The following is a 25088-nucleotide window of genomic DNA, read 5'->3' as shown; positions in this document are numbered from 1 at the left end:
CAGAGTTGGGGCAACTGTGAAGTAGGGTGCCTCTATGGAAATTTCAATGGATGAGTCGACCGATGTGAATGCCGCTAGCAGCGGTGCTTTTTCGGTTCATCTTGAAAACTTCGATGGCCCTTTCGATCTCTTGCTCCAACTAATTTCACGCCACAGAATGGATATCACTGAAATCTCCTTGAGCATCGTCACCGATGAGTTCATCTCATTTATCCGCGGCCTCGAACTCAGTGGCGAGGGTTGGCGCTTGGACCAGGCCACTGAGTTTCTCGTTGTTGCCGCAACTCTGCTCGACCTTAAAGCTGCCAGACTTCTGCCAAGCGGTGAGATCGATGATGAAGAGGATCTAGCCCTCTTAGAGGCGAGAGATATCCTCTTTGCTCGCCTTCTTCAATATCGCGCATTTAAAGAGATCGCTGCAACTTTTGCGCAGCGTATAGCCATGGCCGATAAGTCATTTGCTCGCGTTGTCGCCCTAGAACCTGCTTTGAGCGCCTTACTGCCCGAGGTATTAATCGGTGTCGGCGCCTCCCGATTTGCAGCTATTGCAGAGCGTGTACTTACTCCAAAGAGCGCACCGGTTGTTAGCGTGGCGCATCTGCACCATACGGTAGTCAACGTCGCCGAAGAGTCTAAAGGTGTAGTAGAGGCTTTGAGGCGCTCAACTACACTCTCTTTCAGAACTCTTATCGCCGATACCGATACTATGACCGTTGTGGTTGCCCGCTTTTTAGCACTCCTGGATCTCTATCGTCAGGGGGTTGTGCGCTTTAATCAGGTGGTAGCAATGGGTGAATTGCAGATTTCGTGGACGGGCTCGCTGTCTGGTGAGGTTGAAGTGAGTGATGAGTTTGATATTCCAGTTGTTCTTGATCTAGATGGAGAGTCGGAAAGTAGTGAAAATGTCTAATGGTGAAGTTGAACGTTCAATCGAAGCGATTTTGATGGTCGTTGATGAACCCGTTACCGAGCTCACGCTAGCGCAAGTTCTTGAGCGCACCGTCGATGAGATTGAAGTAGCTTTAGCTAACTTATGCCAGAGCTATGAAGATCGCGGCTTTGCCTTAAAGAAGATTGGTGGGGGATGGCGCTTCTATAGTCACCCAGATTTAGCCGGTGTAGTTGAGCGATTTGTACTCGATGGGCAGCAGTCACGTCTGACTCAAGCCGCCCTTGAGACGCTTTCAGTGGTCGCCTATCGCCAGCCAGTCTCCCGTGCAAGGGTCTCTGCTATACGCGGAGTGAACGTGGAGGCGGTAATGAAGACACTTATAACCAGAGGTTTGGTCGAAGAGTCAGGGCTAGAGCATGAGACTGGAGCGATTTTATACCGGACGACGAGCTTCTTTCTTGAGAGATTAGGCTTGAACTCGCTCGATGATCTACCCGCCTTAGCGCCATACCTGCCAAATCTTGAGGCGTTAGACGATATCCTCGATTCGCTAACAGAGTAGACATCACGCTACTCTTGCCATCGACAGTCGGGAGACAGCCATGGGCGAAATGCGCCTCAATAAGATTATCGCTGATGCAGGTATCACAAGTCGTCGCGGTGCGGATGAGCTCATTGAATCTGGGCGAGTGACAGTCGATGGAATCGCAGTAAGAGCAATGGGCTCTAAATTCGACCCAGAAAAGGTTGAAGTAGCAGTGGATGGTGAGACAATTAAGCGTTCATTGACTAAGAGTTACCTAGCACTTCATAAACCTAAGGGTGTTTTGTCTACCATGTACGACCCTGATGGACGACCCTCACTGAGTGATTTTATAGATCTTCGACGAGAGCGCTTATTCCACGTTGGACGCCTTGATAAGGATTCTGAGGGTCTCATTCTTTTAACTAATGATGGAGATTTAACATTTAGAGCCACACATCCATCCTTTGGCTTGGAAAAGACCTACATTATTGAATACGACGGAAAGCTGCCTAGTGGAGTCGACAAAACTCTTCTTAAAGGTGTTGAATTAGAAGATGGAATGGGTCGAGTTTTAGAGTTTAAAGAGCTTTCGGCCAGATGGATTGAGGTGGTTATCCACGAGGGTCGATATCACATTATTCGCCGTCTCATGGAGGCCGTCGATATTGATGTGCTGCGGTTGATCCGGACACGCTTTGGCCCAATCTCACTTGGGGATACCCCTGAGGGGAGATGGAGGGATTTGAACTCAGGTGAATTGACAAATCTACGAAACGTCTTAGGGCTATAGAGACATAACGATAAATCGATATAGGTGAATATAGCGTTATATAGATATATCGACATAAGACTTTTGGTTAACCGATATATCGACTTTAAAAGCGGAGGTCAAGCGCATGAATTATCAATATATCGATACTCCTCAAAACTGTTGAGGTTCTCGTTGATCGACCAAGGCCGATCGCAAAAGTAGTAAAACGGTTATATCGACAAAGTTACTAAACACTTAATTGAGTATAGAACTTTTACGAAAAGTAGAGATGAAAGGTACCCTTATCCCATGTCAGTGAGAGCAATGCGTGGTGCGACCCAAATCAGTGCAAACACCGTTGAAGCTATAAGCGCTGGAGTTAAGGAGCTCATCTCCGCGATGATGCGCGCTAACTCACTTACACCTAGTTCAGTGATTTCAGTAATTTTCACATCGACACCAGATTTGACGGCCGCCTTTCCAGCAGCGGCATGCAGAGAGATCGGTTTTGAATCCGTGCCTTTAATTGGTGCAGTAGAGGTCGATGTCCCGGGTGCTCTTGAACGAACGATCCGTGTCATGCTCCACGCTGAAAGTAGCATTACTCCAGATCAGATTAGCCACGTTTATCTTCATGCAGCGCAGTCTCTGCGCCGAGATATCGCACAGTAATGCTCTCTCAAGTACGCATAGTTGGTGCAGGTTTAATTGGCACATCTATAGCTTTAGCGCTCAATGCCCGGGGAGTAGGCGTTGAATTAGTAGATATCGATGCATCGACTGCCGCCCTTGCCAATGATTTAGCGCAAGGTAGAAAACTTGATTCACCAGAGCTCGTAGTCTTAGCAGTTCCGACTGAGGTGATTCCCTTAGTCATAGAGAAGGAATTCCTTTTAAACCCGAACTCAACCTTTATGGATGTGGGTAGTATTAAAACTGAACCTATAGTTCATATTAAGAACTCCAGTCTGCCTTTGTCACGCTTTGTTCCAACCCACCCCATGGCCGGCCGTGAGGTTGGTGGCGCACATTCAGCTCGCGCAGATCTCTTCACCACCAGAAGCTGGATTATCACTCCGACCTCTGAATGTTCTGCCGAATCAGAGGAAATCGTTCGTGAACTGATCGCTCTGGTTGGAGGCAGCGCGGTTGTTCTGCCCGCGGAGGAGCATGATCGAGCGGTCGCTGCAATCTCGCATCTGCCACAAATTACGTCAACGCTTCTGGCACTCTCTCTTGAAAGCGCACCGACCGAGTGGCTGGATTTAGCTGGCGCGGGGCTTCGAGATACCACACGAATAGCAGCCTCTGATCCGAAATTGTGGAGCGAGATTATCTATTCAAATAGAGAGCAGATTGTCGAACTAGTACAACGTATGCATCGCGAACTTGGAGAGCTGCTCGAAAATTTAGAGAGTAAAACTTCTATCGCCTCCTTTATTGAAAAGGGGCGATTTGAACGTTCGCGTATTCCAGGCAAGCATGGTGGCAAGGCTCGCGAATATACATACGTTCCGATTGTTATCGATGATAAACCTGGGCAGTTAGCGGCAATATTTAATGAGTGTGCATCAATTGCAGTAAACGTTGAAGATTTAAATATAGAACACTCACCTGGTCAACAAAGTGCGCTCATAACTCTTGCACTCTCATCACGCGATGCAGAATCACTCTCTAACCATCTGAGTGCGATCGGATGGAACGTTCATCCGATTCTAAAATAGAAGTAGGCTCGTCACATGGGCGTAGTCGTTGCAATGGATGGCCCGAGTGGGGCAGGTAAGTCAAGTACATCAAGAGCAATTGCAGTTCGTGCCGGCTGGAATTATTTAGATACAGGCGCACTCTACCGAGCCGTAACCTGGTTAGCTCTGGAAAATAAGTTGGAGAGCGCCCAGGAGATTGTTCTGGCGCTCAAGCGTGATCCAATTCGTTTTGTATCAGATCCTCTAGATCCACAAGTATTTGCAGGTGATACTCAAATTACGCATGCAATTCGTGGAAGTTCAGTTACAGAAAACGTCAGCAGAATCAGCGCAATGCCACAGATTCGGCATGAGCTTTTTACAATTCAACGCACCATCATAGATCGCGCGGAAAAAGGAATCGTCGTAGAAGGTCGTGACATTGCAACGGTTATTGCACCTGATGCTGCGTTAAAAATTTTTTTGACCGCCGATTTAGATGCGAGGGCGCAGCGACGAGAGATTGAAACGCAGGATAAAGATGTTGATGTTCGTAGCTCCTTAGATTCACGAGATGTAGCCGACTCAACTCGCGAAGCCTCACCCTTTGTTATGGCGACAGATAGTGTTCAGATTGACTCTACCCTTCTGACTATTGAAGAAACAATTGAGAGAATCTGGGAGTTACTTCGCCAGCGCTCTTTGCTCGGATTACCTATCGTTGCAATTTTAGGTCGTCCAAATGTAGGAAAATCAACGTTAATTAACCGTTTTATCGGTCGTCGCGAAGCTATCGTTGAGGATACGCCAGGTGTAACACGTGATCGTGTTCAGTATGAGTGTGAATGGGGCGGACGCAGATTCATTGTTATGGATACTGGCGGTTGGGAGGCAAAGCCCGATGGTATTTCAATTCAAGTAAGTGCCGGTGCTGAGATTGCAATGGAAGAAGCCGATGTTTTAGCTTTCGTTGTTGATGCTCAAGTTGGAGCGTTAGATGAGGATGACATCTTGGTTCAACGTCTACGCAAAGCTAAGAAACCTTTAATATTAATTGGCAATAAAGTCGATGGTGAACGAGAAGAGAGCGAAGCTCACGGTCTGTGGAGTTTAGGTCTTGGAGAGCCGTACTTTGTATCTGCGCTGCATGGTCGAGGCAGTGGAGATTTGCTCGATCGTATAGTCGCTGAGCTTCCAGAGGTCGGTGGAGCACAAACTCAAGATGGCTATCGAAAAGTTGCATTGATTGGACGTCCTAACGTTGGCAAGTCTTCACTTCTGAATGCTTTGGCGGGGGAGAACCGGTCAATTGTCGATGAGGTTGCAGGTACAACGCGCGATCCAGTCGATGAGTTAATTGAGTTTGGCGGGTCGACCTGGCGATTTATCGACACTGCAGGTTTGAAGAAGCGAGCTAACCAAGCATCGGGTACTGATTACTACGCCTCACTTCGAACACAGAGCGCACTAGAGCGCTGTGAAGTTGCAGTTGTCGTTCTAGATGCATCAGAACCAATCACTGAGCAAGATTTACGAGTCATCACGATGGTTGAAGAGGCCGGTAAGGCGATGGTGATTGTTATGAACAAATGGGATTTAGTAGATGAGGATCGCCGCGATCAGTTAGATCGAGAAGTTGATAGACATTTAGATCAAGTTGAGTGGGCCCAACGTGTCAATGTGGCAGCTAAGACCGGTTGGCATCGAGATCGTTTAGCTCCAGCTATTCGAACTGCTTTAGATAGTTGGGAGCGCCGTGTTCCAACGGCAAAACTCAATTCATTCTTAGGTGCACTCATTGGAACAACTCCGCCACCGGTGCGTGGTGGTAAACAGCCGAAAATTTACTACGCCACTCAGGCCGGAATCGCCCCTCCTAAGTTTGTGGTCTTTTCAAGTGGCTGGATTGAGGCCTCATATCGGCGCTTTATTGAGCGCCGACTTCGCGAGGAGTTTGGATTCCCAGGCACCCCAGTCCAAGTTGCGATCCGAGTTAAAGAGCGCGACTAAGCCGATGAATACCTCATTAATAACGATTCCAAATGCTCTAACTCTCCTGCGTTTTCTCGGTATTCCTCTATTCATCTATCTGACTTTAGAACTTCACGCCGATGCATGGGCAATTGCAGTTTTGGCTATCGGAGGTGCAACGGATTATTTTGATGGAAAGTTAGCAAGAGCATGGGGGCAGACATCGCGCTTTGGTGAGTTGGCCGATCCAGCAATTGACCGACTATATATTCTTGCCATATTAATTACCTTTCTAATTCGCCAGATCGTGCCATGGTGGATGTTTGTAGCCCTCATCACACGGGATGTAGTTCTGGGAGTTTTAACCATCATTCTAAAAAAACACGCCCATGGTCCATTACGCGTGACCTATTTAGGAAAGGCGGCGACCTTCAATCTTATGTATGCATTTCCATTCATTCTCTTAGCGCAAAGTGAAGATTATTTAGGAAATGTGGCCTACGTCTTAGGCTGGAGTTTTGCTATCTGGGGCATTGCCCTCTACATTTCTACAGGTATAAGTTATGCGCGCGAAGCTATTTCGCAGATAAGAGGCGGACATGTCATTAACTCCTGAAAATTTACAGTACACCAAAGAGCATGAATGGGTTTCTATGAAAGGAAACACATACACGATGGGAATTACTGACTACGCTCAAGGCGCCCTCGGTGATATCGTCTATGTTCAACTTCCAAAGGTAGGAGAAATTGTAAACTCTGGAAAAGTATGTGGCGAAGTTGAATCAACTAAATCTGTCTCTGAAATTTATGCGCCGGTAACTGGAACAGTTACAGAGATAAATGAGTCCCTAGCAAATACTCCTGAATCAATCAACTCCGATCCTTACGGAGATGGTTGGTTGGTAAAAATTGAAGTGAGTACTGCCCCTTCAGATTTACTGAGCGCAAAGGATTACTCTGAACTAACGGCTTGACCAAAGCGCAATACCCCTTTAATCTCAGCCTTAGGTTGAGAGTGAAAAAAATAAGGGAGGTTGAATGTGGAGCAATCGCCAAATGAATTAACTACCGCACTTCATCTTTCACCACGAGAGTTCATTCTCTCACCGGCAGGCATTCTTGAAGAGTACATAGCCTCGTTAGAGGATGTTGATCGCGCCGTCATTGAAGAGATTCAATCATCTTCCGGTGATAAAGCTATGGTTTTAATTCATCGGGGAGAGAACAAGGGCTCACGCTACTTAATAACTAAAGATGGCATCAGTATTGGGAGATCGCCGAAGAGTGGGATATTCCTAGATGATGTAACGGTATCTAGATCACATGCAGTCATTGAAAAAAGCGCTTCGGGATATTTTTTACGCGACTGCGGATCTTTGAATGGAACTTATTTAAATAGCACGTCGGTAAATGAGATAGAAATTCGCTCAGGAGATGAGATTCAAATTGGAAAGTTTCACCTTCTCTTTGTTACCGGCAGTACAAGTGCGAAGAATTAAAATGAAGTTACATAGAGAGTTAGGGGAGTACTAATGGCAGTTCCAGCGCGGGCCTACCTATCAATTGGCGAGGTTCTTAACCGCTTGAGGGGCGACTTTTCAGATATTACGATCTCTAAGATTCGTTTTCTAGAATCAGAGGGATTAATTGAGCCACAGCGAACTCCTTCTGGCTATCGAAAATTCACAACATCAGATTTAGAGCGACTTCGATATGTCCTTCTTGCACAACGCGATCAATATCTTCCGCTGAAAATAATTAAAGAGAATCTCGATGCGATGGATCGAGGTTTACAGCCGGCCGCTATTGGAGGCGTAGCACACCCTGCTATCTCTTTGGCTACCGTTGATGGGACCATGGCGCCTAGCGCATTTGCACAACCGAGTGAGATGCGCTTATCTCGTGATGAACTTTTAAAAAATTCGGGAATTAACGATGAGCAGCTTGTTGAACTTGAAAGCTATGGATTGATCGCCCCACGTGGGCGCCATTACGATGGGGATGCTTTGGCCATCGCCAAGGCTGTTACTGAAATGGCTAGTTTTGGTATTGAGGCTAGACATTTGCGATCTTTTAAATCTGCCGCCGATCGCGAAATAGGCTTAATTGAGCAGGTCATAACGCCATTGACGAGACAGAAATCCAGTGAGGCAAAGGCTCGTGCAGAAGAGGTACAAAAAGAGATTGCATCTCTATCAATTCGTCTACATGCCGCGTTAGTTCGCGGTGGTTTGCACCGACTTCGCTCGTAACTATATGTTTATTGGAATGGAAGTTGTCGGAGTTCGCGTTGAGATGCCATCTAATCAACCGATAGTGTTATTGAAAGAGATCGATGGCTCACGATTTTTACCTATTTGGGTCGGTGCTAATGAGGCAACTGCGATCGCCTTTGCTCAGCAAGGTCTCATACCACCACGTCCATTAACCCATGATTTGATGCGCGAAATAGTTGAAGCCATGGATGCGACATTAACCGCCGTTCATATAACTGAAGTGAAATCCGGAGTTTTCTACTCCACTCTTCTGATTCGGGAGAGTTCAGGTACGGCACTGAACATTTCTGCTAGGCCCTCTGATGCCATTGCACTTGCCCTTCGCACTCATAGCAATATCTTGGTAAGCGCCGAGCTACTCGATGAGGCCGGGATTGAAATTCCAGTTGAAAGCGGGGGTGAGAATCAAGAGGTGGAGCGTTTTAGAGCCTTTCTAGATGAGATTAGCCCTGAGGACTTTGCAGGATAGGTTGAAAACTCTCAACCTCAAGTAGAGGTTTCAAACGTGTCGGTCATTGTAAGCAGCGCGAAACTGCTTTAGATTTACGAATACTCCCCAAGAGAATCGAGCAGCAGGTGGTTTCCCAAGAGTCAGAGATCGGTTATCGAGGTGCAACTGCATGCTCGGCGGCAGGTATCACATACCGTCAATTGGATTACTGGGCTCGTACATATTTAGTCGAACCGAGCGTCAGAACTGCAAGCGGTTCAGGAACTCAACGGTTGTATGGCTTCCGAGACATTTTAGTGTTGAAGATTGTAAAACGATTATTAGATGCTGGGGTCTCACTTCAAAACATCCGCACCGCAGTCGATCATCTACGCACTAGGGGAGTGACCGATTTAGAGAGAATTACTTTAATGAGCGATGGTGCCTCCATTTATGAGTGCACAAGTTCAGATGAGATTATCGATCTACTGGCCGGGGGCCAGGGCGTATTTGGAATCGCCGTTGGAAAAGTCTGGCACGAGGTCGAAGGCTCACTTCTCATGCTGCAAGGTGAGATCAACGGGCAGATTATTAGTGGCCAAGATAACGATGAGCTCTCGCTTAGACGTAAGAGCAAAGGGGCTTAATTCACCATAGTCTGTGCTCATGACTGACTATGACTCTTTTTCGCGCCGCCATATAGGACCATCTTCAAGTGATGAAACGGCAATGTTGCAGGCGCTTGGATATGCAGATCTTGCCTCCTTTATCCGTGATGTTGTTCCATCAAATATCGCGATACATGGAGTTATCGAACAGGCTCTAGAGAGTGCGAAAAGTGAAGTTGACGTTATTGCAGAACTGCGTTCAATTGCATCGGAGAATAAAGTTTTCCGCTCCTTAATTGGAACTGGATATTACGGAACTATTATTCCACCAGTTATCAAGAGAAATGTTTTAGAAAATCCAGCCTGGTACACCGCATATACGCCGTATCAACCTGAAATATCTCAGGGTCGCCTAGAGGCTCTCTTTGCTTTTCAAACAATGATCTGCGAGTTAACATCACTTGATATTTCAAATGCATCGATGCTTGATGAAGGTACGGCCGCAGCGGAGGCGATGGGTCTTGCCAGGCGCGCTTCTAAGCTAAGCGATAACGCTGTCTTTTTAATTGAAGAGCATGTTCACCCTCAAACAAAGGCAGTTGTGCGCACGCGCGCAAAGCCGCAAGGCATTACGGTAGTTGAAATCGATTCTGGTCATGTGGTTCGAGATGGGTATGAGGGCGAATTCTTTGGTGCCCTGCTGCAATACCCAGACACAACTGGAACTGTTATTGATTATACGAACTTTGCTGAATACGCCCATTCACGGGATGCATTAGTTATTGCGGCAACTGATCTTCTTGCATTGACACTGTTGAAAGCTCCAGGGGAGTGGGGAGCTGATATCGCTGTCGGAACTTCTCAACGCTTTGGAGTGCCAATGGGATTCGGCGGCCCACACGCCGGCTTCTTGGCGGTGCGTAGCGGACTTGAACGTTCAATGCCCGGACGACTTGTGGGTCAAAGCATTGATGCAACTGGAAAACCAGCCTTTCGCTTAGCACTACAAACTCGAGAACAGCATATTCGACGTGATAAGGCGACTTCAAATATCTGCACAGCACAAGTTCTTTTGGCAAACATGAGTGCTTTCTATGCAATGTGGCATGGACCTGTTGGTCTGAGACACATTGCAGAGAGAGTGCATGGTTTTGCATCTCGCCTTTATGCTGCAACAAATAATGGAGATGATGTTGTTTTCGATACCGTTCACATCGTTGTCAAAGATGCTAAAACCATTCACCAAAAAGCGATTGCTAAAGGCATTAACTTTGCAAGAATTAGCGACACCGAGATACGAGTCTCCTTTGATGAAGAGACAACTGAAGAGGTTTTCGCTGATGTTCTTTCGATTTTAGGTATAAAGGATGTTGAGGGGCAGGAAATCCCTGCAAAGTTCCTACGTACAAGCAAATACTTAACCCATCCAGTATTTAATACGAATCACAGTGAGACGGGCATGATGCGTTATCTACGCAACTTAGCCGATAAGGATTTGGCACTCGATCGAACAATGATTCCTTTAGGTTCGTGCACAATGAAACTCAATGCTGTTACCGAGATGGAAGCGGTTTCGTGGCCAGAGTTTTCTTCATTGCATCCATTTGCACCGGCTGATCAGAACGCTGGATCTCGTAAATTGATTCAACAGTTGTCCGACTGGCTCATAGCAATTACTGGATATGACGCAGTTTCTTTGCAACCTAATGCGGGAAGTCAAGGGGAGTTTGCAGGCTTACTTGCGATTAGAAATTTCCATGATTCACATGGAGATCAAAACCGAAAAATCTGCCTTATCCCATCAAGTGCGCATGGAACAAATGCAGCCTCGGCTGTCATGGCTGGAATGAAAGTTGTTGTCGTTGAGTGTGACGCAAATGGAAATGTTTCTGTGGAAGATCTTAAACAGAAAATAGCCGAGTATGGGAGAGATCTAGCTGCATTAATGATCACTTATCCATCTACTCATGGAGTCTTCGAAACAGCTGTCTCTGAAATTTGTGCATTGGTACATGATGCTGGCGGTCAGGTCTACGTTGACGGTGCTAACTTGAATGCACTGGTTGGTGTTGCACAGCCCGGAAAATTTGGTGCCGATGTCTCTCACCTCAATCTCCATAAAACCTTTGCGATTCCGCACGGTGGAGGGGGCCCTGGTGTAGGTCCAGTTATCTCTCGTGCCCACCTTGCTCCATTCTTGCCGAATCATCCAATGGATCCATTGGCTGGACCATCGACTGGACCAGGACCAATTTCAGCTGCGCCATTTGGTTCAGCAAGCGTCTTGCCAATCTCCTGGGCATATATTCGCTTGTTAGGGGGAGCGGGCCTAACGCATTCGACGCAGGTGGCAATTCTCTCTGCCAACTACATCGCTGCGCGCCTTCAGGACTCCTATCCAGTGCTCTATGCCGGTGCCAATGGACGTGTTGCTCACGAATGCATCCTGGATATTCGTGGACTAACTAAAGAGTCAGGTGTCACCGTCGATGATATTGCCAAGAGGTTGATGGATTACGGTTTCCACGCCCCAACCATGTCTTTCCCTGTAGCCGGTACTTTGATGATTGAACCAACCGAATCAGAGGATAGCGCCGAGATTCACCGCTTTATCGATGCGATGATCTCGATTCGCGCTGAGATTCAAGAGATAATCGATGGAAAGGTGAGCGTTGAAGGCTCAGCATTGCGCCATGCGCCTCACACAGCCCTCTCTATGGTTTCCACCGAGTGGGAGAGGGAGTACAGCCGTGAACGGGGCGGATATCCCGTTCTATCCGATGGTCTTGTTCCTGGTGAGTCGATTGGCTCTCGGATGAAGTATTGGCCGCCGGTTTCTCGTATCGATGGGGCTCATGGAGACCGCAATTTGATCTGTGCCTGCACTCCATTGGATGATTATCGGTAGAAGGGGTTGAATTGCAGATCTTCTTAACCTCTTTGGATTACTTTACATAATGTAACTTATCGGCATCTGAGAATCCTCTGAGAGCAGTTGGTCTATGGCTATAGCCTTGTCTGCTTTCCACTCTACACCGAAGAAGTCTGCCATTCCGCGACTTGGCGAAATAATTCTCTTGCCAATTATTGCTTTCTCATATTCGAGCCAGTTAAGTTTTGCCACTGGGTCACCCTCTACAGCTAAAGCATGAACCTGCCAAATGCCTAAATTGCCATTCGAGGCACGTTTTGAGCCCTTAGATGTGAACTCTAGGCTTGACATACCGCTTGCTTTAGTCAAATACCAACTTCTTTGCTCATTTGAAGCGTTTTCAACAATGTTTACCGCTACATCAGGTAAAGGCGCTTCTAAACCTGCTCTTGTTAGGTTCTTAATCCATATTCGCTGTAATTCCATACGAAAATCCTGATAATCCACCCCACGATCATGAATTATCGCTATATGGAAATGTGGATGCCAACCGTTTTTCCCATGAGTTACTTCTAATACTCTTACAAATTTCGCTCGATATTTAACCCTTAATTTTTTATAGGCTTGCGTGGCTTGAACGTTCGTATATGCACTCTCCATAGCCTTTAACAGGTCACTTAAAGGCTGATGACGATTATGGCGAACTGTGAGAGTCAACATAGAGATATGCATGCCCATAGAGTCGGCAGAGACAAAAACATCGGTAAGCCACTCCCCCCGGGCTTTAGCAATAGCAGAGGAGCAGACCACACAAGATGAAGGAGATTGGCAGCGCATTAATCCTGAGATTATTGCCGTTCCTTCTCCCCTAGCCGATAAATAAATCAGGCCGTCTTTGTGGATCGGTGTTATTCCGCAGAGTTGGAGATTTTTCCGCCTTGAATTCTGCCACTGCCATTTCAATGAGTTGTGCATCGAATGTTGCATTCTGTGCCTCTTTCATTTCTAGAGCCTTAGTTATCATTTCTACACTTAATTCAGGCATATTGACGGTTAGAGCGTTATTTGCCTGAGCATTTGCCGAAGCAATCGCCATTGAGAGTGCGTTAGAGAGAGCATTTGCTTTAGCAGTTGCCGTATTCGTGATCTCTAATGCAATATCAACTTGGGCTTGTGCCCATGATTGAGCCGTCGCATACGATGAGGAAGCGCCTTGCCTATAGATTAACCATTGAATGAGGCAAATAGTGCCTAAGGTCATAATTTGAGCAATTAGGCTCATGTTAAATGATTTTACCACGCCATATGCAATTCCGAGCCCTAGACCCGCTACTAGTGCATAAATTATAGGTGATGAGGCTTTGTTGCTTTTAATGTTCACGGTCTAATCCCATCTACTAATCGAGTACCCACAATTTCATGGGTATCGTAACTCTCAGCTACAGACATTTTAAACCATATCCATGAAGTCGTTGCAAGAAATTTTTCTTTATCCACGTTCTTTGCTCCATTATAAGTCTTAACAGTGAAAAATAGAGGGTGACCGAATAAAGCCCCCCACCATGAATCCATTCTGTGAATTATATTAGTTCGATCGCGAATAGTTTTATCAACAGAAGAAACATCTTGTGAAAGCCATATAAGGGTGTACTCCTTCTTGCGAGTTTGAGAAAAAAACTCCATGTAAGCATTTCCAAATTCTCTCCAGTTACGCGAGCCGAACCAGTTTTGAGCCTCATCTAAAATGATTACTGCCCCTGGCTCAACATCAAACATGGATTGAGGAGTAATACTTTTCGCACCTTCAATAGCAAAATTGGCATAGACCGGACGACCTTTAGCCATTTCTTTCATCGCGCGATCGAGTGCATAGTATGTTTTCCCTGTGCCGGGATATCCGACCACTCCCTCAATCATGGATTTGTTCCCTTTCCAGCCACCACTCCCTTATGTCTGCTAAATCTTGTTTTGTTTGCTTTCTATCTTCCCACCATTGCATCAAATCATATATGAAAATCGTTAATGGAATTAGAAACAGTATTGCGTAGAACACATTCATTTTATTCCCCTGCTTTCTTTGGATGCGACCTTACTTGATGCCTCACGATCTCCTTTAGAGAATATGAACCTCTCTCGCAATACGGACACTTCCAAACATTTTTAAAAATGCCAAGATTGCCTTTAATTGGTTTCATTTAAAACACTTCCTTTCAGTCAGTAGAACACGGCCTTTTTCTTGTCTGAACAAGAAACAAGTCAAGGGGAAGGTCAACAACCAGGTAGTCACGGTTTTATTTTCATCATCGTGTTAAATAGACCGAAGGTAATCTTGATTCCAATCATTGAAACTGATACCGCAAACACAATTCCCGAAACTACAATAAATTCAGTCATTGGAAAATATCCATCGATCATGGTGATAAATCCCAGAAAATTGAATGATACGCCTTGAATAGTATTAAATATCGAACCGTTATCAGGTAACAAATCAATGGCAAAAGTTAAAATAGACATAAACCAAGTTAGTAAACCTTCTATTATCATGATGATTCTCTTAAACTCCACCATTTCATAGCCACCGCATAGAGCCAAAGCCCCAACGATAAATATAAAATCGAAACCATCATGCCTCTAAATACTCTTAGTGAAACAGGAGGTTTACAAGCAATAGCAAAGGTTACTTTCTTAGGTATTTTAGGTAATCCAATGTCATATGAAAGAGAGTTATCACCTGACTCAGTACAAGCCTTACCCCCAAAATTGTTCCTAGCTGCATTTATTGTTTTAAAAGCAACAGGAATATAGGACATTGGCTGATTGTTTGTAAAACTCTTTGAAATATTAGTCCATGACTGACGAATTGGTTCGGAAGTAGGGAAAAAACTCACTCGGAATAAGCACTTAATATCTCCCAACAAAAATGTCGTTTCTCCTACTTTGCATGCCTGAACTCTTTTATCAAAGTTGTTTAATACCTCTGCCTTTTGAGTTCCCCGGACAATTAATAAATAAGCCCGGTAAGACTCATATCGTGTTTTCTTATATGTATTGCAGTGATCGTAACCCTTATCATCGATGCGAATCACCCACGCTTTATATGATTCGAAACGGTCACCTGTAATTATCGGATAACATTGTTTAGCCAACAACGGTTGAATAGGAGTGATAACAGCATTAGCAGAAGGTAACGCTAAGAACATAAACGCTAATAGCAGTCCGACCGCACCGATTTTTTTCATTGAATTAAGCATTCCTCAGAATCTGACAAGCAATCCAAACTGCAAAATCCACAGAAACACTATCAATTGTTGCACACGTGTCTATCAACTGTTGAGTATATTCAAATGTGTAGACCTCAATAGCAGGTTCTTCTACATCATCTCTAAGTATGCAAGTCGTTGATTTATTTGTTCTAAAGCCTGTTATGTCTGTTGGTGATAGTACCGTTGTCATTTCTTGAGTTACTTTATTAATTATTTCGCAGTAGTAAAATCCTGATTCAGATGAAACATTTGCCTCTAGACCTGATTCAAGGACACATTTTCTTTCAAAGAGAGAGCCTAATACAGTCGAATTTGTAGCGTCATATGTATAGTATTTTGTTTCAATTAAATTTCCATATGAATAAGTTAAACAGAGATAGACACCTGCTAAAGATATTGCAGTTCCGTTCACATAAGGATAAGGCACCGGATCGCAAAGTAAAGTTGATGAATTGAATTTGTAGTTGGTCGGACAAGAGCCTGAATATTTTATGATAATTGTGATTGTGCTTGTTTGATATACACAGTTCGTACTTGTTAAAGTTCCACCGTTTGGACATGAATAATTAGTTGTAACAATAGCCGTGTAAGTTTGCCCCGCTTGCGTATATCCGTTAATACAGATAGTTCCGTTAAGAGTTCCACCATTAGGGCAGGTTGAAGTTCCTTGCTGGAGAGTAGATTCGTAGGATGTCGGTTGTGAATAGATCGTACAAGTTGTCCCTGAAATATCACCACCTTCAGGACAATAATAAGACGTCGTCCAGGTAACAGACGCTGAATAAGAAGTAGATACAGAATAAACATTGCAGGTTGTACCTGAAAGCGTTCCACCATTTGGACAGGATACGTTTGTTATGTAGTAATGTGATGCAGTTTGGTAACCATTCCAACACTCTGAAAAGTAAGGAAAGTATCCATCAGGGCAAGCCCAAGTAAGGGTTGTAGTTGCCGTATAGCTAGAAATCAAAGTGCCACCAGTCGTGTAGCAAGTATCGCCAGCAAGAAAATCTTGCCCCGAACAGTAATAACCCGAAGGCGTACCGTACGACGTGCCTTGATAAGCCCTAACAACAGAGCCACCACTTACATAACAAGTTGTACCTCCAAGAGTTCCACCATTAGGGCAAGTTCGAAATACCGTTGTTGTCGCCGTGTAATTTTGAGATACATAAGTTGACGACGTCACACAATCATTATTAACCAGAGTTCCACCGCTTGGACAGGTTTTTATTGTTGAAACCGTTGCAGCGTAAGTAGTTCCCGCCGTAACACACTCAGGAATTGATTGACCTATCGTAGTTGTGAGTCCATAACCATTTGGACATGAATAATTTGGAGTAACCGTAGAACCCGCAGAAATTGAGCCACCTTCTAAAATACACTTTCCCACATCGTTAGGGTCTTCATATGAACCAGCCGGACATCTTGAAGCAGAGTTTGTACCAGCGATCGATACAACATTTGTGCAGGTAGAACCTGACAATGTATCGCCTTCTGCACAACCTAGCCCGATTGTGCTTATTGTGCTTGTGCCAATTGTTGTAAAGGTATTGATGAAATATGCACCTGATTGAGTTGCAGTGCCGCCATTAATTTTATTTGATGTTGCCAAGTATTTCAAAACAACAATACCTGAACCGCCGTTGCCTCCCGCTTTAGTTATTCCACCCTCAGTTAATAAATTAGCCCCTCCTTTTCCTGTATTCGCTGTTCCATTACCACCTGATGAACCTTGCCCACCTCTTGCATATTCAACCGCTGTTCCTGTTATGGAATTAGTTATACCTGCGCCACCATCACCATAAGGACCAACAGGGGCAGCACCTGCGCCACCACCTGCGCCACCAATCCAATAATAATTCACAACGTTTCCTGCGTTACCTTGCCCCGCTACACCACTTCCAGCAGGACTCGAATTTGCCGAACTATTTGAACCACCACCGCCACCGGAACCGCCATTACCCCCATTTCGAAATTGACCACCACCAAATCCGCCACCGATTGCAGTAAAAGTTGTGAATACTGAATTTCCACCTTGTTGGCCGTCAGATGTTGCGCCACTCCCAGTTAAGCCACCTGCGCCACCTGCGCCAACTGTTACCGTGAAACTTGTTGTATTAAGAGTTGTTGTACCCGCTAAATAACCACCACCACCACCGCCACCGCCGTTTTGATAAGAATCCAAAATACCTGAACCCGAACCGCCACCACCTGCAACAACTAAATATTCAACATTTAAAGAAGTGGAACCCGCCGAATATGTTGTTGTTATTGTGCAATTATTACCTGAAACCGTGTATCCAGCAGGGCAATATACAACTGCATTTGCAACTTCAGTAAATGTATTACCAAAAAGTAACGTGCTTGCAATCAGCGAAAGCGTTGCCAGCCCAGCCTTAAATCTTAAAGCCTTACTCAGCATGTTCATTTTCATATTTTCCTTTTGTTAGTTTTCGATTTTTGAAGGAGTGATAGGTAACTGCCGACTAGCTACCTATCACGCCACATACTCATTAGACGAGTTTCTTTGCAAAACGGCGAACCGTCTTGATAGCAAGTGCGATTGAAATACTTAGCACAATCATTGCTACGACACTTGGAAGTAATCCAGTCGTTACAAAACTCGTAACATCTGAAAAAATCCCAGAGACCGAAAGTGCTGATCCAGTAGATACCATCGTTTCCTCCTTTCTTGTTTTCGTTATTTTCCAACCGGTGTTAGAAGAAATCCAATACACGATCGATGATCACAATAATTACTCCAGTGATAGTGCCATACAACATAAAATCTAAAACCGTCATCATTTCCAAATCCCCTTAATTATTCTCCATGCAGAATTTAGAAATATAATCGGTAAAACGAGTAATACATAGGCGATCGATATTTGTTGTATTTGATTCATTTTTTAAACCACAACATGACGAGACTTACCGACTGAATAAATACAAGAAGCAATAGTGCATCTTCTGTAATCGTTGAACCATCAAACATTAAAAACCTCGCAACCAAGATGTAAACCTAATGACCATAAACACTTATCTAATGGCACATCACAATGCAAACAAAGAACCTCGCATTGGCTTACATCTTTTAACATTAAATTTGCTCATTTGTTGAACAAATTTCCATACTTAAAAAACACACAGGGCAAATATCTGCTTTCCTCAATAGCCCAGAGGCAAACAAAGTCAGAACCGCCCGATGTAAAGTAACGGGACTATTTCGCATTTCATACGTAAGCATTTTTTTTATTACGCTTTCACAACTTCTAGATCTTCAAACACTTTCGCTGTAACAATCACAGCCCTGTTCCAAGTTCTAGTTGAAAAAGACGGAACAAATGAAAGAACATTTCCAACTTTGATTAGCTGAAACTGCTCTTCAGTCAATGACAATTCAAGTGCTCCAGATAATGGATCCCCTGATTCCAAATAAGCATGATATTGAGGCACTTCAGCGCCAGTTGTTTTGTTTGTGTAACTTCCCTTAATCGCTTTAATTACTTTTCCTCTTAGTTTCATTTTTCCTCCTGATTGTGAGAGCCCTTTAAGCCCTTTCTTGGTATTATAAGTGTATTACCAAGAACGCTTAAAACTCAACACACCCGCCCTCGCGGGCTGGGGCGTGTTCGAGTTCAAAGCGTCAAAGCCTATACATCTGATTGAGGGTCTAATAAAGTGGAACTGAAATGTTTATCGGGCGTATGTCACTAAAGGCTGAACTAAAATCTCGAAATCGCGTAAAAGTGCTTAAATATGGCGATTCCAACGAAGTTCAAAATCCCGGGGATCTCATCTTTATTTTCTCTGCTGACAACCATTCGAATGGATCAGGTGCTGTAAGCGAAATCACTCTCTATTTGCTGGGTAAAGATATGGGGTTGATTACTGATTATGTGACTACAGCTAGAGACCTCTATAAAGTAAATGAATATTGGCTTAATTCACCTGTTACTCGAACGATTTCATAAGATCATCGACCCTGCGCTTTTCCTCGCCCATTTCCACATCTCCAAGAATTGGACCAATAAATCTTATATCCCCTGATTCAATTAAATTTCCCGCATGTTCTAAGTTGAAAGCCCTATCTAACTCATATTGTTCAAGTTCTGAATACCTGTAAACGCGCCCATGAATCTTATTTCTATCCAACCACGCTTCTAGGGGAACAATGCCTTCAGTTATCATAATCCTAAACTCACTTGTTAAGTGCCTCTGCACAATCTGTTTCCAAACCAGCGTATTTATTGCGCCTACGAATTCAATTTCTTCACTTGACCCTTTGTAACTTATCGGCGATATCTTAATCTCGATGAACCGCCACGGGCAAGGAAAAGTAGCCATATTAAGCTGCCCACGAGGGTCCAATCTCCAGCCTTATCCCGAGGTGTCTGCCCATCGATTAAAACCGGTTGTACGAATAAATGTGCATGTGTATAAGGCTCGGTTTGCATCTGAACTTTGCCGTGATAATCGATATAGGCAGATACCCCGGTTGTTGATACGGAGAGAATTTCTCTTCCATACTCAATGGCCCTAATGCGAGTGATCGCTAATTGCTGAGCGTTCTGTGGGGATTTTCCAAATGTCGCGCTATTGGTTTGAACCACCAGTAGTTGAGAATTGCGTGCTGCGCGCTGGATCACGGCATCATCTAGTAGTTCAAAACAGATAATGGGAGCGATTTTCGCACCGTTGAGGGTAAAAGCCTTGGATGAATTGCCGGCCGTGAAATCCTCCAATGAATCTACGTAAGGCGAGATTTTTGAGGCAATAGCTCGTAATGGTATGTACTCACCAAAAGGTGTCAGATGCTGCTTTATATAGATATCTTGGCCAGTTGACTGCCACAGAATCGATGTATTGAGTAGTTCGCCATTGTTTTTAATTACCGCGCCGATTATCAATGGTTGATCAAAAGAGTTTAACTCCGCACGTACCCTCGTATTGGTAAAGGGATCTACATCGACGGCATTTTCTGGCCAGAGAATAAAATCAACGCTTTTATTCAGAGCTAGTGCCTTTTTAGTTTCCCGCACATGATTGAAAAAGACCTGAGTTGCTCTTGCATTAAAATCCAAACCAAGTTTCGGAACATTTCCTTGAATCATAACCGCCTGAACTTCACCAACGATTTTCACATCGATAGGTATGAGTAAAAGGGCTAGCGGCAAGAGAGGTATAAGAGTAATTCGAGAGTTAAAAAGTGAATATAGTACTAAGGCAATTGAAAGGGTTAGAGCGCTCAGTGCGCTGGCTCCCCCGATAGCTGCAATCTGACTAAATGGTGCATCGGCCTGTGAATATGCAAGACGAAGCCAACCGAATCCCCCAAATGGAAAGAGAGAACGTACCTGCTCCAAAATGAGAAAAATTAACGGGTAAAATCCAACTCCATATTTTTTGCAGAAACCAAGAGGCATGAAAAGTACTGCCTGTCCACAAAAGAGAATAATCCACGGAATTGAACCAACGAAAATATTTGTCCACTGCAACACAATCGCATTGAAAGTCGCTGCAAAAAGAAAAGAGTTAAAAAATGGTCGAACTGAATTTTTAAGACTATACATATGAAGTGCCAGAGAAATCGGTGCTAACCACCACAACGCAATTGGAGCAAATGCGCCACTGAGTAAAATCCCACTAACAATTGGGAGTAAAAGATTTACCAACCTAGAGCACTGATCAAGCGATCCACGCTGGCACCGAGACCATAACGCGCCTTAAATTGATAAATCTCTGATAAATCTCTAGGTGTTTTCGGCATCGATATATCCACACGAGGTAGGCTCACATTTCGAGCAACTTGAACCACGGTTGGTGCAATTTTTAAGTAATCAGTTCCGGCGATTATCTTTTTTGCAAGTGCAGCAGGCAGGCTTGCGTGAGCACCATGAGCGCCAGCTATCACGTCATCGACATTAGCAAAATTATTTGCTATGAGTGCAGCACCTTTTTCTCCTATTCCACGCACACCAGGCAGGCCATCTGATGGATCACCTCTAAACATTGCAAAGAGGGCGTAGCGCTCCCCCGGAATTTGATACCTATCGGAAACATACTTCACGTCGACTAAATCATGTTGAGAAATTCCTTTAGCTAAGTAGACGACCTTAATGTCACGTTTATCATCAACCATTTGAAACAAATCACGATCGCCAGTAACAATTCTAATTGGACCATTTTCAACTTCAGCATAGGTTGCCATGACGTCATCGGCCTCAAAATCATCTACACCAACCACAGGAATTCCAAATAAATCCAGAAGGTCCAAGAGAATTGGAATCTGTGGTGTAAGAGTTTCTGGCTCTTCCTCTTCTTCGCCCTCTGCTTCTAGGCGGTTAGCTTTGTACTCAGGGAAAAGTTCAACGCGCCACGTTGGACGCCAATCGCCATCCAAACAGGCAACCAAACGATTGGGTTTATAGATGGAAATTAACCTGGCAGTCATATCTATGTATCCGCGAATCGCATTTACTGGCGTTCCATCAGGGGCCAATAAAGTATCGGGCATTCCATAGTAAGCGCGATACCACAAAGATGCACTGTCTAAAAGCATTAACGTCATACATCACCCATTAAATAGGCGACGACACCTCTGTCAATTCGTTTGACTGCATCTTTGCATACTGGACGAAGAGTTTCACTTGCACCTGCGATTTGATTGAGAAGATCGATGAGTTGTTTAATTGATCGTACGAAATCTCCAACGGACATGTCACTACCTTTTAACACGCTATGCAATGAACCACCACTGGCCCATTTGTAGGAGATCCAACAAAAACCAGCATCTGGTTCGCGTTGCGTCTTAACTCCGTATGTACTTTCAATTTCCTCAAGTTGAGCCCAAATAGAAACAACTTCAGTTAATGCATTTTGGACTCTGATACTTGGCATCTTTGGAGCTGAGTTTTCCGTCGTTCTCGATTCAAAAATCATGCATGAAACGATTGAGAGGAGTTCGGCGGCATTAAGTTCATCAAATAACCCACAACGAATCGATTCAGTCAATAAGAGATCCGACTCTGCATAAATTTTAGTTAGTATCTTGCCTTGAGAAGTTGGTTTTTCACCTTCGATATAATTCAAGTGCGTTAACACTTGGCAAATTTGATCAAATGTTTTAGCAATAACATTGGTTCGACTTTCAACTCGGGTACGTAGCCCTTCATTTTCGCGATTTAAGCGTCCAGCACGCTCGGTGAATCGCGCATGATCCTCGCGCTCATTGCAACTGTGGCAGCTATGATTTCGAAGTGATTTTCTCAGCTCACTTAAATCACTCTCTAATCGAGAACGTTGTCGTGTATCAAAACTCTTTTTCTGATCTCGCTTGCTGAGTAAGAGTTCAACCTCCTTTATTTCCCGACGGATACTTGCATAGTCAATAAAATCTCCCAGGTGACACACTGCATGTGAAAGAATTTCTTCGATAGCGCTTTCATTTTTGCGAATCTGCCTAGACAATCCCACTACCGCACGATCGGCTTGGAATTGAGCAAATGATGATTCAAGCGATCTTCGTGCACGTTCTCGGCCAAATCGCGAAATTAGGTTTATGGACATGTTGTAGGAAGGTGCAAACGATGAACGCAATGGATATGTTCGAGTAGATGCCAGGCCCGCCGCAGAAGCTGAATCGACAGTTGGGGACCATTGAATTACGGCATTTCCTTCAATATCGATCCCACGTCGGCCAGCACGACCAGTTAACTGGGTGTACTCCCCCGGAGTAATTGGAACATGAGCTTCACCATTAAATTTGACGAGTTTTTCCAAGACAACAGTTCGAGCGGGCATGTTAATACCAAGGGCGAGCGTTTCAGTTGCAAAAACCGCCTTTATCAGACCACGTTGAAATAAATCCTCCACCGCGCCTTTAAAGCTTGGCAATAGACCGGCATGGTGGGCGGCAATTCCTCGCTCTAAGGCGCTTAACCACTCATTAAAACTTAAAACCTCAAGATCCTCTGCAGCGATATTCGCTGTGTATTTGAGGGCCGTTGCTTTTATCTCGATTCGCTCCTCTGAAGAGGTAAGTCGGATACCCGAGACGAGGCATTGCTTGACTGCCGCATCACATCCAACTCGTGAAAAGATAAAGGTAATAGCTGGCAACATGTTCTCCCGTTGAAGTCTTTCTATAACATCTGATCGGGACAAACGAGCTTTGGGCTCGTTGGAGCTGCCTCTACGATGTCTATCCATTGATGTCTTTCGAATAGCTTCACGCTCTCGCTTCAAAATCTCAGGATTTATCACTCCAGGGCTTTGAAAGAGATCCAACATACGATTTCCAATAAGCACGTGTTGATAAAGCGGAATCGGTCTAATCTCACTAACTATTACAGTTGTATTTCCCCGAACCTCACCTAGCCATTCGCCAAACTCTTCGGCATTTGAAACTGTGGCAGATAAGGAAATAACCTGCACGCTCTCCATGAGGTGGATGAGTACTTCCTCCCATACCGCACCTCGAAACTTGTTTGCTAAGTAGTGAACTTCATCCATGACTACATAACCCAGGCCAGTTAACGTAGATGAGCCGGCATACAACATATTTCGTAAGACCTCGGTTGTCATGACCAAGATATCGGCCTCACCATTAATACTTGTATCGCCGGTTAATAATCCAACCTTGTCTTCGCCAAATTTCTCTACAAATTCAAAGAATTTTTGATTCGACAACGCCTTAATTGGCGTGGTGTAAAAGCACTTCTTTCCAAGGTTGAGTGCACAGAATGCAGCAAATTCGCCCACAACAGTCTTGCCCGCGCCGGTTGGAGCAGCAACCAGTACGCCACTCCCCTCTTCGACGGCGTGGCATGCCGCAATTTGAAATGGATCGAACTCAAAACTAAAGGTAGCTAAAAAACTCTGCGTGACAGGATGTGCTCCTCGTATCTTCGCAGCCTCAAAACTCTGCGCTGGCGAGATTACGGCATCCATGTTTGCAACACTCCAGGGATGCACTCTGCAGATATAGGAAGTCGACCAATCCTCTCGCCATCTGAATAGGCGATGGCATCGGCAACGATCGTTACTCTCTTGCTACGTACGATTTCAACTGCCGGATGGTTTACATGAGTACCTTTAAATACCTTTGGGAAAACCTTAAGGAACTCAATTTTCGAGACTGGATGTAGCACCATGACATCGAATAGCCCATCATGAATGTTGGCATCAGGGCACACCAACATGCCCCCTCCATATGATCGTCCATTAGAGATAGCGATAAGCATCGCCTGGGTGGAAATCGAGCGATCATCAAGAGTAATCTCATAACTGCGAGGCGCAAATCGTGGAAGTTCAATTGCGATAGCAACGTTATATTTCATTGGTCCCTTTGGCCAAATCATGGTATTTGCTTTTTCATTTACTATCGAATCGAATCCCGTCGATAAAATTGCTCCGAACCACTCGCCATCTACTAACCCTAGATCCATGGACCGTGGTTTACGCGAAATGATGCTCTCTAGATATGAATTGAAATCATCGAGTGGCCACCCAAGAGTTCGAACAAAATCATTTCCCGTCCCGGCTGGAATAGCAGCGAGTGGAATTTGAGCTGGAACCACTACTTGCAAAATATTATGCAACAAACCATCGCCACCAACGGCAATCACGCCTTGGCAATCAGGGTAGTTTTGAATAAATTTCTTAAGATGAGCAACTAAGGAGATAGCAGAATCTCCCGAAACAATTTCGTGGGTTTCTCTGCGCTGCGTTAGGAAGCCGGCGACATATCTCCCGATGGATGCACCTTTGCCTGAGCCTGCGGTCGGGTTGATAGCTAAGGCCCACATGAGGC

At 44.7% G+C, this 25088-nt stretch carries 26 protein-coding genes; 15 read left to right on the top strand and 11 right to left on the bottom strand.

The window, feature by feature from the left end; translation table 11 throughout:
* The first annotated feature begins 34 nt into the window (after positions 1–34).
* From Q8K48_06680 to gcvP, 13 genes are all read left to right on the top strand, one after another.
* Positions 35–910, top strand: a complete 876-nt coding sequence (locus Q8K48_06680; protein MDP1852081.1) for a segregation/condensation protein A — start codon at positions 35–37, stop codon at positions 908–910.
* A complete protein-coding gene (scpB, locus tag Q8K48_06675; GenBank protein MDP1852080.1) occupies positions 903–1454 on the top strand; it encodes an SMC-Scp complex subunit ScpB in 552 nt (183 codons plus the stop codon). Before Q8K48_06680 ends, scpB begins: the two co-directional genes overlap by 8 nt.
* Before the next feature lie 40 nt (positions 1455–1494).
* Entirely contained in the window at positions 1495–2208 is a 714-nt protein-coding gene (locus tag Q8K48_06670) for a pseudouridine synthase (protein ID MDP1852079.1), read from the top strand.
* Positions 2209–2478: 270 nt separating this feature from the next.
* Entirely contained in the window at positions 2479–2841 is a 363-nt protein-coding gene (aroH, locus tag Q8K48_06665) for a chorismate mutase (protein ID MDP1852078.1), read from the top strand.
* Positions 2841–3893, top strand: a complete 1053-nt coding sequence (locus Q8K48_06660; protein MDP1852077.1) for a prephenate dehydrogenase — start codon at positions 2841–2843, stop codon at positions 3891–3893. The genes aroH and Q8K48_06660 overlap by 1 nt, the downstream gene beginning before the upstream one ends.
* A 15-nt stretch (positions 3894–3908) precedes the next feature.
* Entirely contained in the window at positions 3909–5864 is a 1956-nt protein-coding gene (gene der, locus Q8K48_06655) for a ribosome biogenesis GTPase Der (GenBank protein MDP1852076.1), read from the top strand.
* A 4-nt stretch (positions 5865–5868) separates the two neighbouring features.
* Positions 5869–6441: a CDP-alcohol phosphatidyltransferase family protein gene (locus tag Q8K48_06650; protein MDP1852075.1), complete on the top strand. Its 573-nt coding sequence runs from the start codon at positions 5869–5871 to the stop codon at positions 6439–6441.
* Complete coding sequence (gene gcvH, locus Q8K48_06645; GenBank protein MDP1852074.1) at positions 6425–6799, top strand: glycine cleavage system protein GcvH; 375 nt, start codon at positions 6425–6427, stop codon at positions 6797–6799. Before Q8K48_06650 ends, gcvH begins: the two co-directional genes overlap by 17 nt.
* A gap of 66 nt (positions 6800–6865) precedes the next feature.
* Entirely contained in the window at positions 6866–7324 is a 459-nt protein-coding gene (locus Q8K48_06640; GenBank protein MDP1852073.1) for an FHA domain-containing protein, read from the top strand.
* 33 nt (positions 7325–7357) lie between these two features.
* Positions 7358–8077, top strand: a complete 720-nt coding sequence (locus Q8K48_06635) for a MerR family transcriptional regulator (protein ID MDP1852072.1) — start codon at positions 7358–7360, stop codon at positions 8075–8077.
* 16 nt (positions 8078–8093) lie between these two features.
* Positions 8094–8570: a bifunctional nuclease family protein gene (locus tag Q8K48_06630; GenBank protein ID MDP1852071.1), complete on the top strand. Its 477-nt coding sequence runs from the start codon at positions 8094–8096 to the stop codon at positions 8568–8570.
* A gap of 107 nt (positions 8571–8677) precedes the next feature.
* Positions 8678–9178: a MerR family transcriptional regulator gene (locus tag Q8K48_06625; GenBank protein MDP1852070.1), complete on the top strand. Its 501-nt coding sequence runs from the start codon at positions 8678–8680 to the stop codon at positions 9176–9178.
* A gap of 19 nt (positions 9179–9197) precedes the next feature.
* A complete protein-coding gene (gcvP, locus tag Q8K48_06620) occupies positions 9198–12047 on the top strand; it encodes an aminomethyl-transferring glycine dehydrogenase (GenBank protein ID MDP1852069.1) in 2850 nt (949 codons plus the stop codon).
* A 42-nt stretch (positions 12048–12089) separates the two neighbouring features.
* Here gcvP and Q8K48_06615 read toward each other — a convergent pair whose 3' ends face one another.
* Positions 12090–12743, bottom strand: coding sequence for a protein rep (locus tag Q8K48_06615; GenBank protein ID MDP1852068.1), 654 nt, complete (start codon positions 12741–12743; stop codon positions 12090–12092).
* On the opposite strand from Q8K48_06615, the gene Q8K48_06610 reads away from it, so the two are divergent.
* Positions 12742–12894 carry a hypothetical protein gene (locus tag Q8K48_06610; GenBank protein ID MDP1852067.1) on the top strand — a complete coding sequence of 51 codons (153 nt, stop codon included), beginning with the start codon at positions 12742–12744 and terminating at the stop codon, positions 12892–12894. The genes Q8K48_06615 and Q8K48_06610 overlap by 2 nt on opposite strands.
* On the opposite strand, the gene Q8K48_06605 is transcribed toward Q8K48_06610, so the two are convergent.
* The 6 genes from Q8K48_06605 to Q8K48_06580 form a co-directional block, all read right to left on the bottom strand.
* Positions 12880–13392, bottom strand: a complete 513-nt coding sequence (locus Q8K48_06605; protein MDP1852066.1) for a hypothetical protein — start codon at positions 13390–13392, stop codon at positions 12880–12882. The two genes, Q8K48_06610 and Q8K48_06605, sit on opposite strands and share 15 nt — an antisense overlap.
* Positions 13389–13928, bottom strand: a complete 540-nt coding sequence (locus Q8K48_06600) for a zonular occludens toxin domain-containing protein (GenBank protein MDP1852065.1) — start codon at positions 13926–13928, stop codon at positions 13389–13391. The genes Q8K48_06605 and Q8K48_06600 overlap by 4 nt, the downstream gene beginning before the upstream one ends.
* Positions 13929–14551: 623 nt before the next feature.
* Positions 14552–15250 (bottom strand): hypothetical protein, encoded by a 699-nt coding sequence (locus tag Q8K48_06595; protein ID MDP1852064.1) that lies wholly within the window; start codon positions 15248–15250, stop codon positions 14552–14554.
* Positions 15251–15254: 4 nt separating this feature from the next.
* Positions 15255–17705: a hypothetical protein gene (locus Q8K48_06590; GenBank protein MDP1852063.1), complete on the bottom strand. Its 2451-nt coding sequence runs from the start codon at positions 17703–17705 to the stop codon at positions 15255–15257.
* Positions 17706–17790: 85 nt separating this feature from the next.
* A complete protein-coding gene (locus tag Q8K48_06585) occupies positions 17791–17955 on the bottom strand; it encodes a hypothetical protein (GenBank protein MDP1852062.1) in 165 nt (54 codons plus the stop codon).
* Positions 17956–18529: 574 nt separating this feature from the next.
* A complete protein-coding gene (locus Q8K48_06580; protein ID MDP1852061.1) occupies positions 18530–18799 on the bottom strand; it encodes a hypothetical protein in 270 nt (89 codons plus the stop codon).
* Positions 18800–18966: 167 nt separating this feature from the next.
* Between Q8K48_06580 and Q8K48_06575 the strand changes: the two genes are divergently transcribed.
* Positions 18967–19248: a hypothetical protein gene (locus Q8K48_06575; GenBank protein MDP1852060.1), complete on the top strand. Its 282-nt coding sequence runs from the start codon at positions 18967–18969 to the stop codon at positions 19246–19248.
* Between the two features lie 318 nt (positions 19249–19566).
* On the opposite strand, the gene lnt is transcribed toward Q8K48_06575, so the two are convergent.
* The 4 genes from lnt to Q8K48_06555 are packed head-to-tail and all read right to left on the bottom strand — an operon-like array spanning position 19567 to position 25083.
* Positions 19567–20949 (bottom strand): apolipoprotein N-acyltransferase, encoded by a 1383-nt coding sequence (lnt, locus tag Q8K48_06570; GenBank protein ID MDP1852059.1) that lies wholly within the window; start codon positions 20947–20949, stop codon positions 19567–19569.
* Positions 20943–21845 carry a 5'-3' exonuclease gene (locus tag Q8K48_06565; GenBank protein MDP1852058.1) on the bottom strand — a complete coding sequence of 301 codons (903 nt, stop codon included), beginning with the start codon at positions 21843–21845 and terminating at the stop codon, positions 20943–20945. Before Q8K48_06565 ends, lnt begins: the two co-directional genes overlap by 7 nt.
* Positions 21842–24226 carry a DEAD/DEAH box helicase gene (locus Q8K48_06560; protein MDP1852057.1) on the bottom strand — a complete coding sequence of 795 codons (2385 nt, stop codon included), beginning with the start codon at positions 24224–24226 and terminating at the stop codon, positions 21842–21844. Before Q8K48_06560 ends, Q8K48_06565 begins: the two co-directional genes overlap by 4 nt.
* A complete protein-coding gene (locus Q8K48_06555) occupies positions 24214–25083 on the bottom strand; it encodes a YegS/Rv2252/BmrU family lipid kinase (protein MDP1852056.1) in 870 nt (289 codons plus the stop codon). Before Q8K48_06555 ends, Q8K48_06560 begins: the two co-directional genes overlap by 13 nt.
* Positions 25084–25088: the final 5 nt, after the last annotated feature.

The sequence above is a fragment of the Candidatus Planktophila sp. genome, assembly GCA_030681675.1.
Taxonomy (GTDB): Bacteria; Actinomycetota; Actinomycetes; order Nanopelagicales; family Nanopelagicaceae; genus Planktophila.
Note: the sequence above shows the minus strand (reverse complement) of the source record. Positions and strands in the feature narration are given on the sequence as shown.

Bases quoted from the DNA above. Each gene is read 5' to 3' on its own strand.
- Q8K48_06680 (MDP1852081.1), top strand. From the start codon at position 35: ATGGAAATTTCAATGGATGAGTCGACCGATGTGAATGCCGCTAGCAGC.
- scpB (MDP1852080.1), top strand. From the start codon at position 903: ATGTCTAATGGTGAAGTTGAACGTTCAATCGAAGCGATTTTGATGGTC.
- Q8K48_06670 (MDP1852079.1), top strand. From the start codon at position 1,495: ATGGGCGAAATGCGCCTCAATAAGATTATCGCTGATGCAGGTATCACA.
- aroH (MDP1852078.1), top strand. From the start codon at position 2,479: ATGTCAGTGAGAGCAATGCGTGGTGCGACCCAAATCAGTGCAAACACC.
- Q8K48_06660 (MDP1852077.1), top strand. From the start codon at position 2,841: ATGCTCTCTCAAGTACGCATAGTTGGTGCAGGTTTAATTGGCACATCT.
- der (MDP1852076.1), top strand. From the start codon at position 3,909: ATGGGCGTAGTCGTTGCAATGGATGGCCCGAGTGGGGCAGGTAAGTCA.
- Q8K48_06650 (MDP1852075.1), top strand. From the start codon at position 5,869: ATGAATACCTCATTAATAACGATTCCAAATGCTCTAACTCTCCTGCGT.
- gcvH (MDP1852074.1), top strand. From the start codon at position 6,425: ATGTCATTAACTCCTGAAAATTTACAGTACACCAAAGAGCATGAATGG.
- Q8K48_06635 (MDP1852072.1), top strand. From the start codon at position 7,358: ATGGCAGTTCCAGCGCGGGCCTACCTATCAATTGGCGAGGTTCTTAAC.
- Q8K48_06630 (MDP1852071.1), top strand. From the start codon at position 8,094: ATGGAAGTTGTCGGAGTTCGCGTTGAGATGCCATCTAATCAACCGATA.
- gcvP (MDP1852069.1), top strand. From the start codon at position 9,198: ATGACTGACTATGACTCTTTTTCGCGCCGCCATATAGGACCATCTTCA.
- Q8K48_06610 (MDP1852067.1), top strand. From the start codon at position 12,742: ATGCCCATAGAGTCGGCAGAGACAAAAACATCGGTAAGCCACTCCCCC.
- Q8K48_06615 (MDP1852068.1), bottom strand. From the start codon at position 12,743: ATGCATATCTCTATGTTGACTCTCACAGTTCGCCATAATCGTCATCAG.
- Q8K48_06600 (MDP1852065.1), bottom strand. From the start codon at position 13,928: ATGATTGAGGGAGTGGTCGGATATCCCGGCACAGGGAAAACATACTAT.
- Q8K48_06595 (MDP1852064.1), bottom strand. From the start codon at position 15,250: ATGAAAAAAATCGGTGCGGTCGGACTGCTATTAGCGTTTATGTTCTTA.
- Q8K48_06590 (MDP1852063.1), bottom strand. From the start codon at position 17,705: ATGAACATGCTGAGTAAGGCTTTAAGATTTAAGGCTGGGCTGGCAACG.
- Q8K48_06585 (MDP1852062.1), bottom strand. From the start codon at position 17,955: ATGGTATCTACTGGATCAGCACTTTCGGTCTCTGGGATTTTTTCAGAT.
- Q8K48_06580 (MDP1852061.1), bottom strand. From the start codon at position 18,799: ATGAAACTAAGAGGAAAAGTAATTAAAGCGATTAAGGGAAGTTACACA.
- Q8K48_06575 (MDP1852060.1), top strand. From the start codon at position 18,967: ATGTTTATCGGGCGTATGTCACTAAAGGCTGAACTAAAATCTCGAAAT.
- Q8K48_06565 (MDP1852058.1), bottom strand. From the start codon at position 21,845: ATGACGTTAATGCTTTTAGACAGTGCATCTTTGTGGTATCGCGCTTAC.
- Q8K48_06560 (MDP1852057.1), bottom strand. From the start codon at position 24,226: ATGGATGCCGTAATCTCGCCAGCGCAGAGTTTTGAGGCTGCGAAGATA.
- Q8K48_06555 (MDP1852056.1), bottom strand. From the start codon at position 25,083: ATGTGGGCCTTAGCTATCAACCCGACCGCAGGCTCAGGCAAAGGTGCA.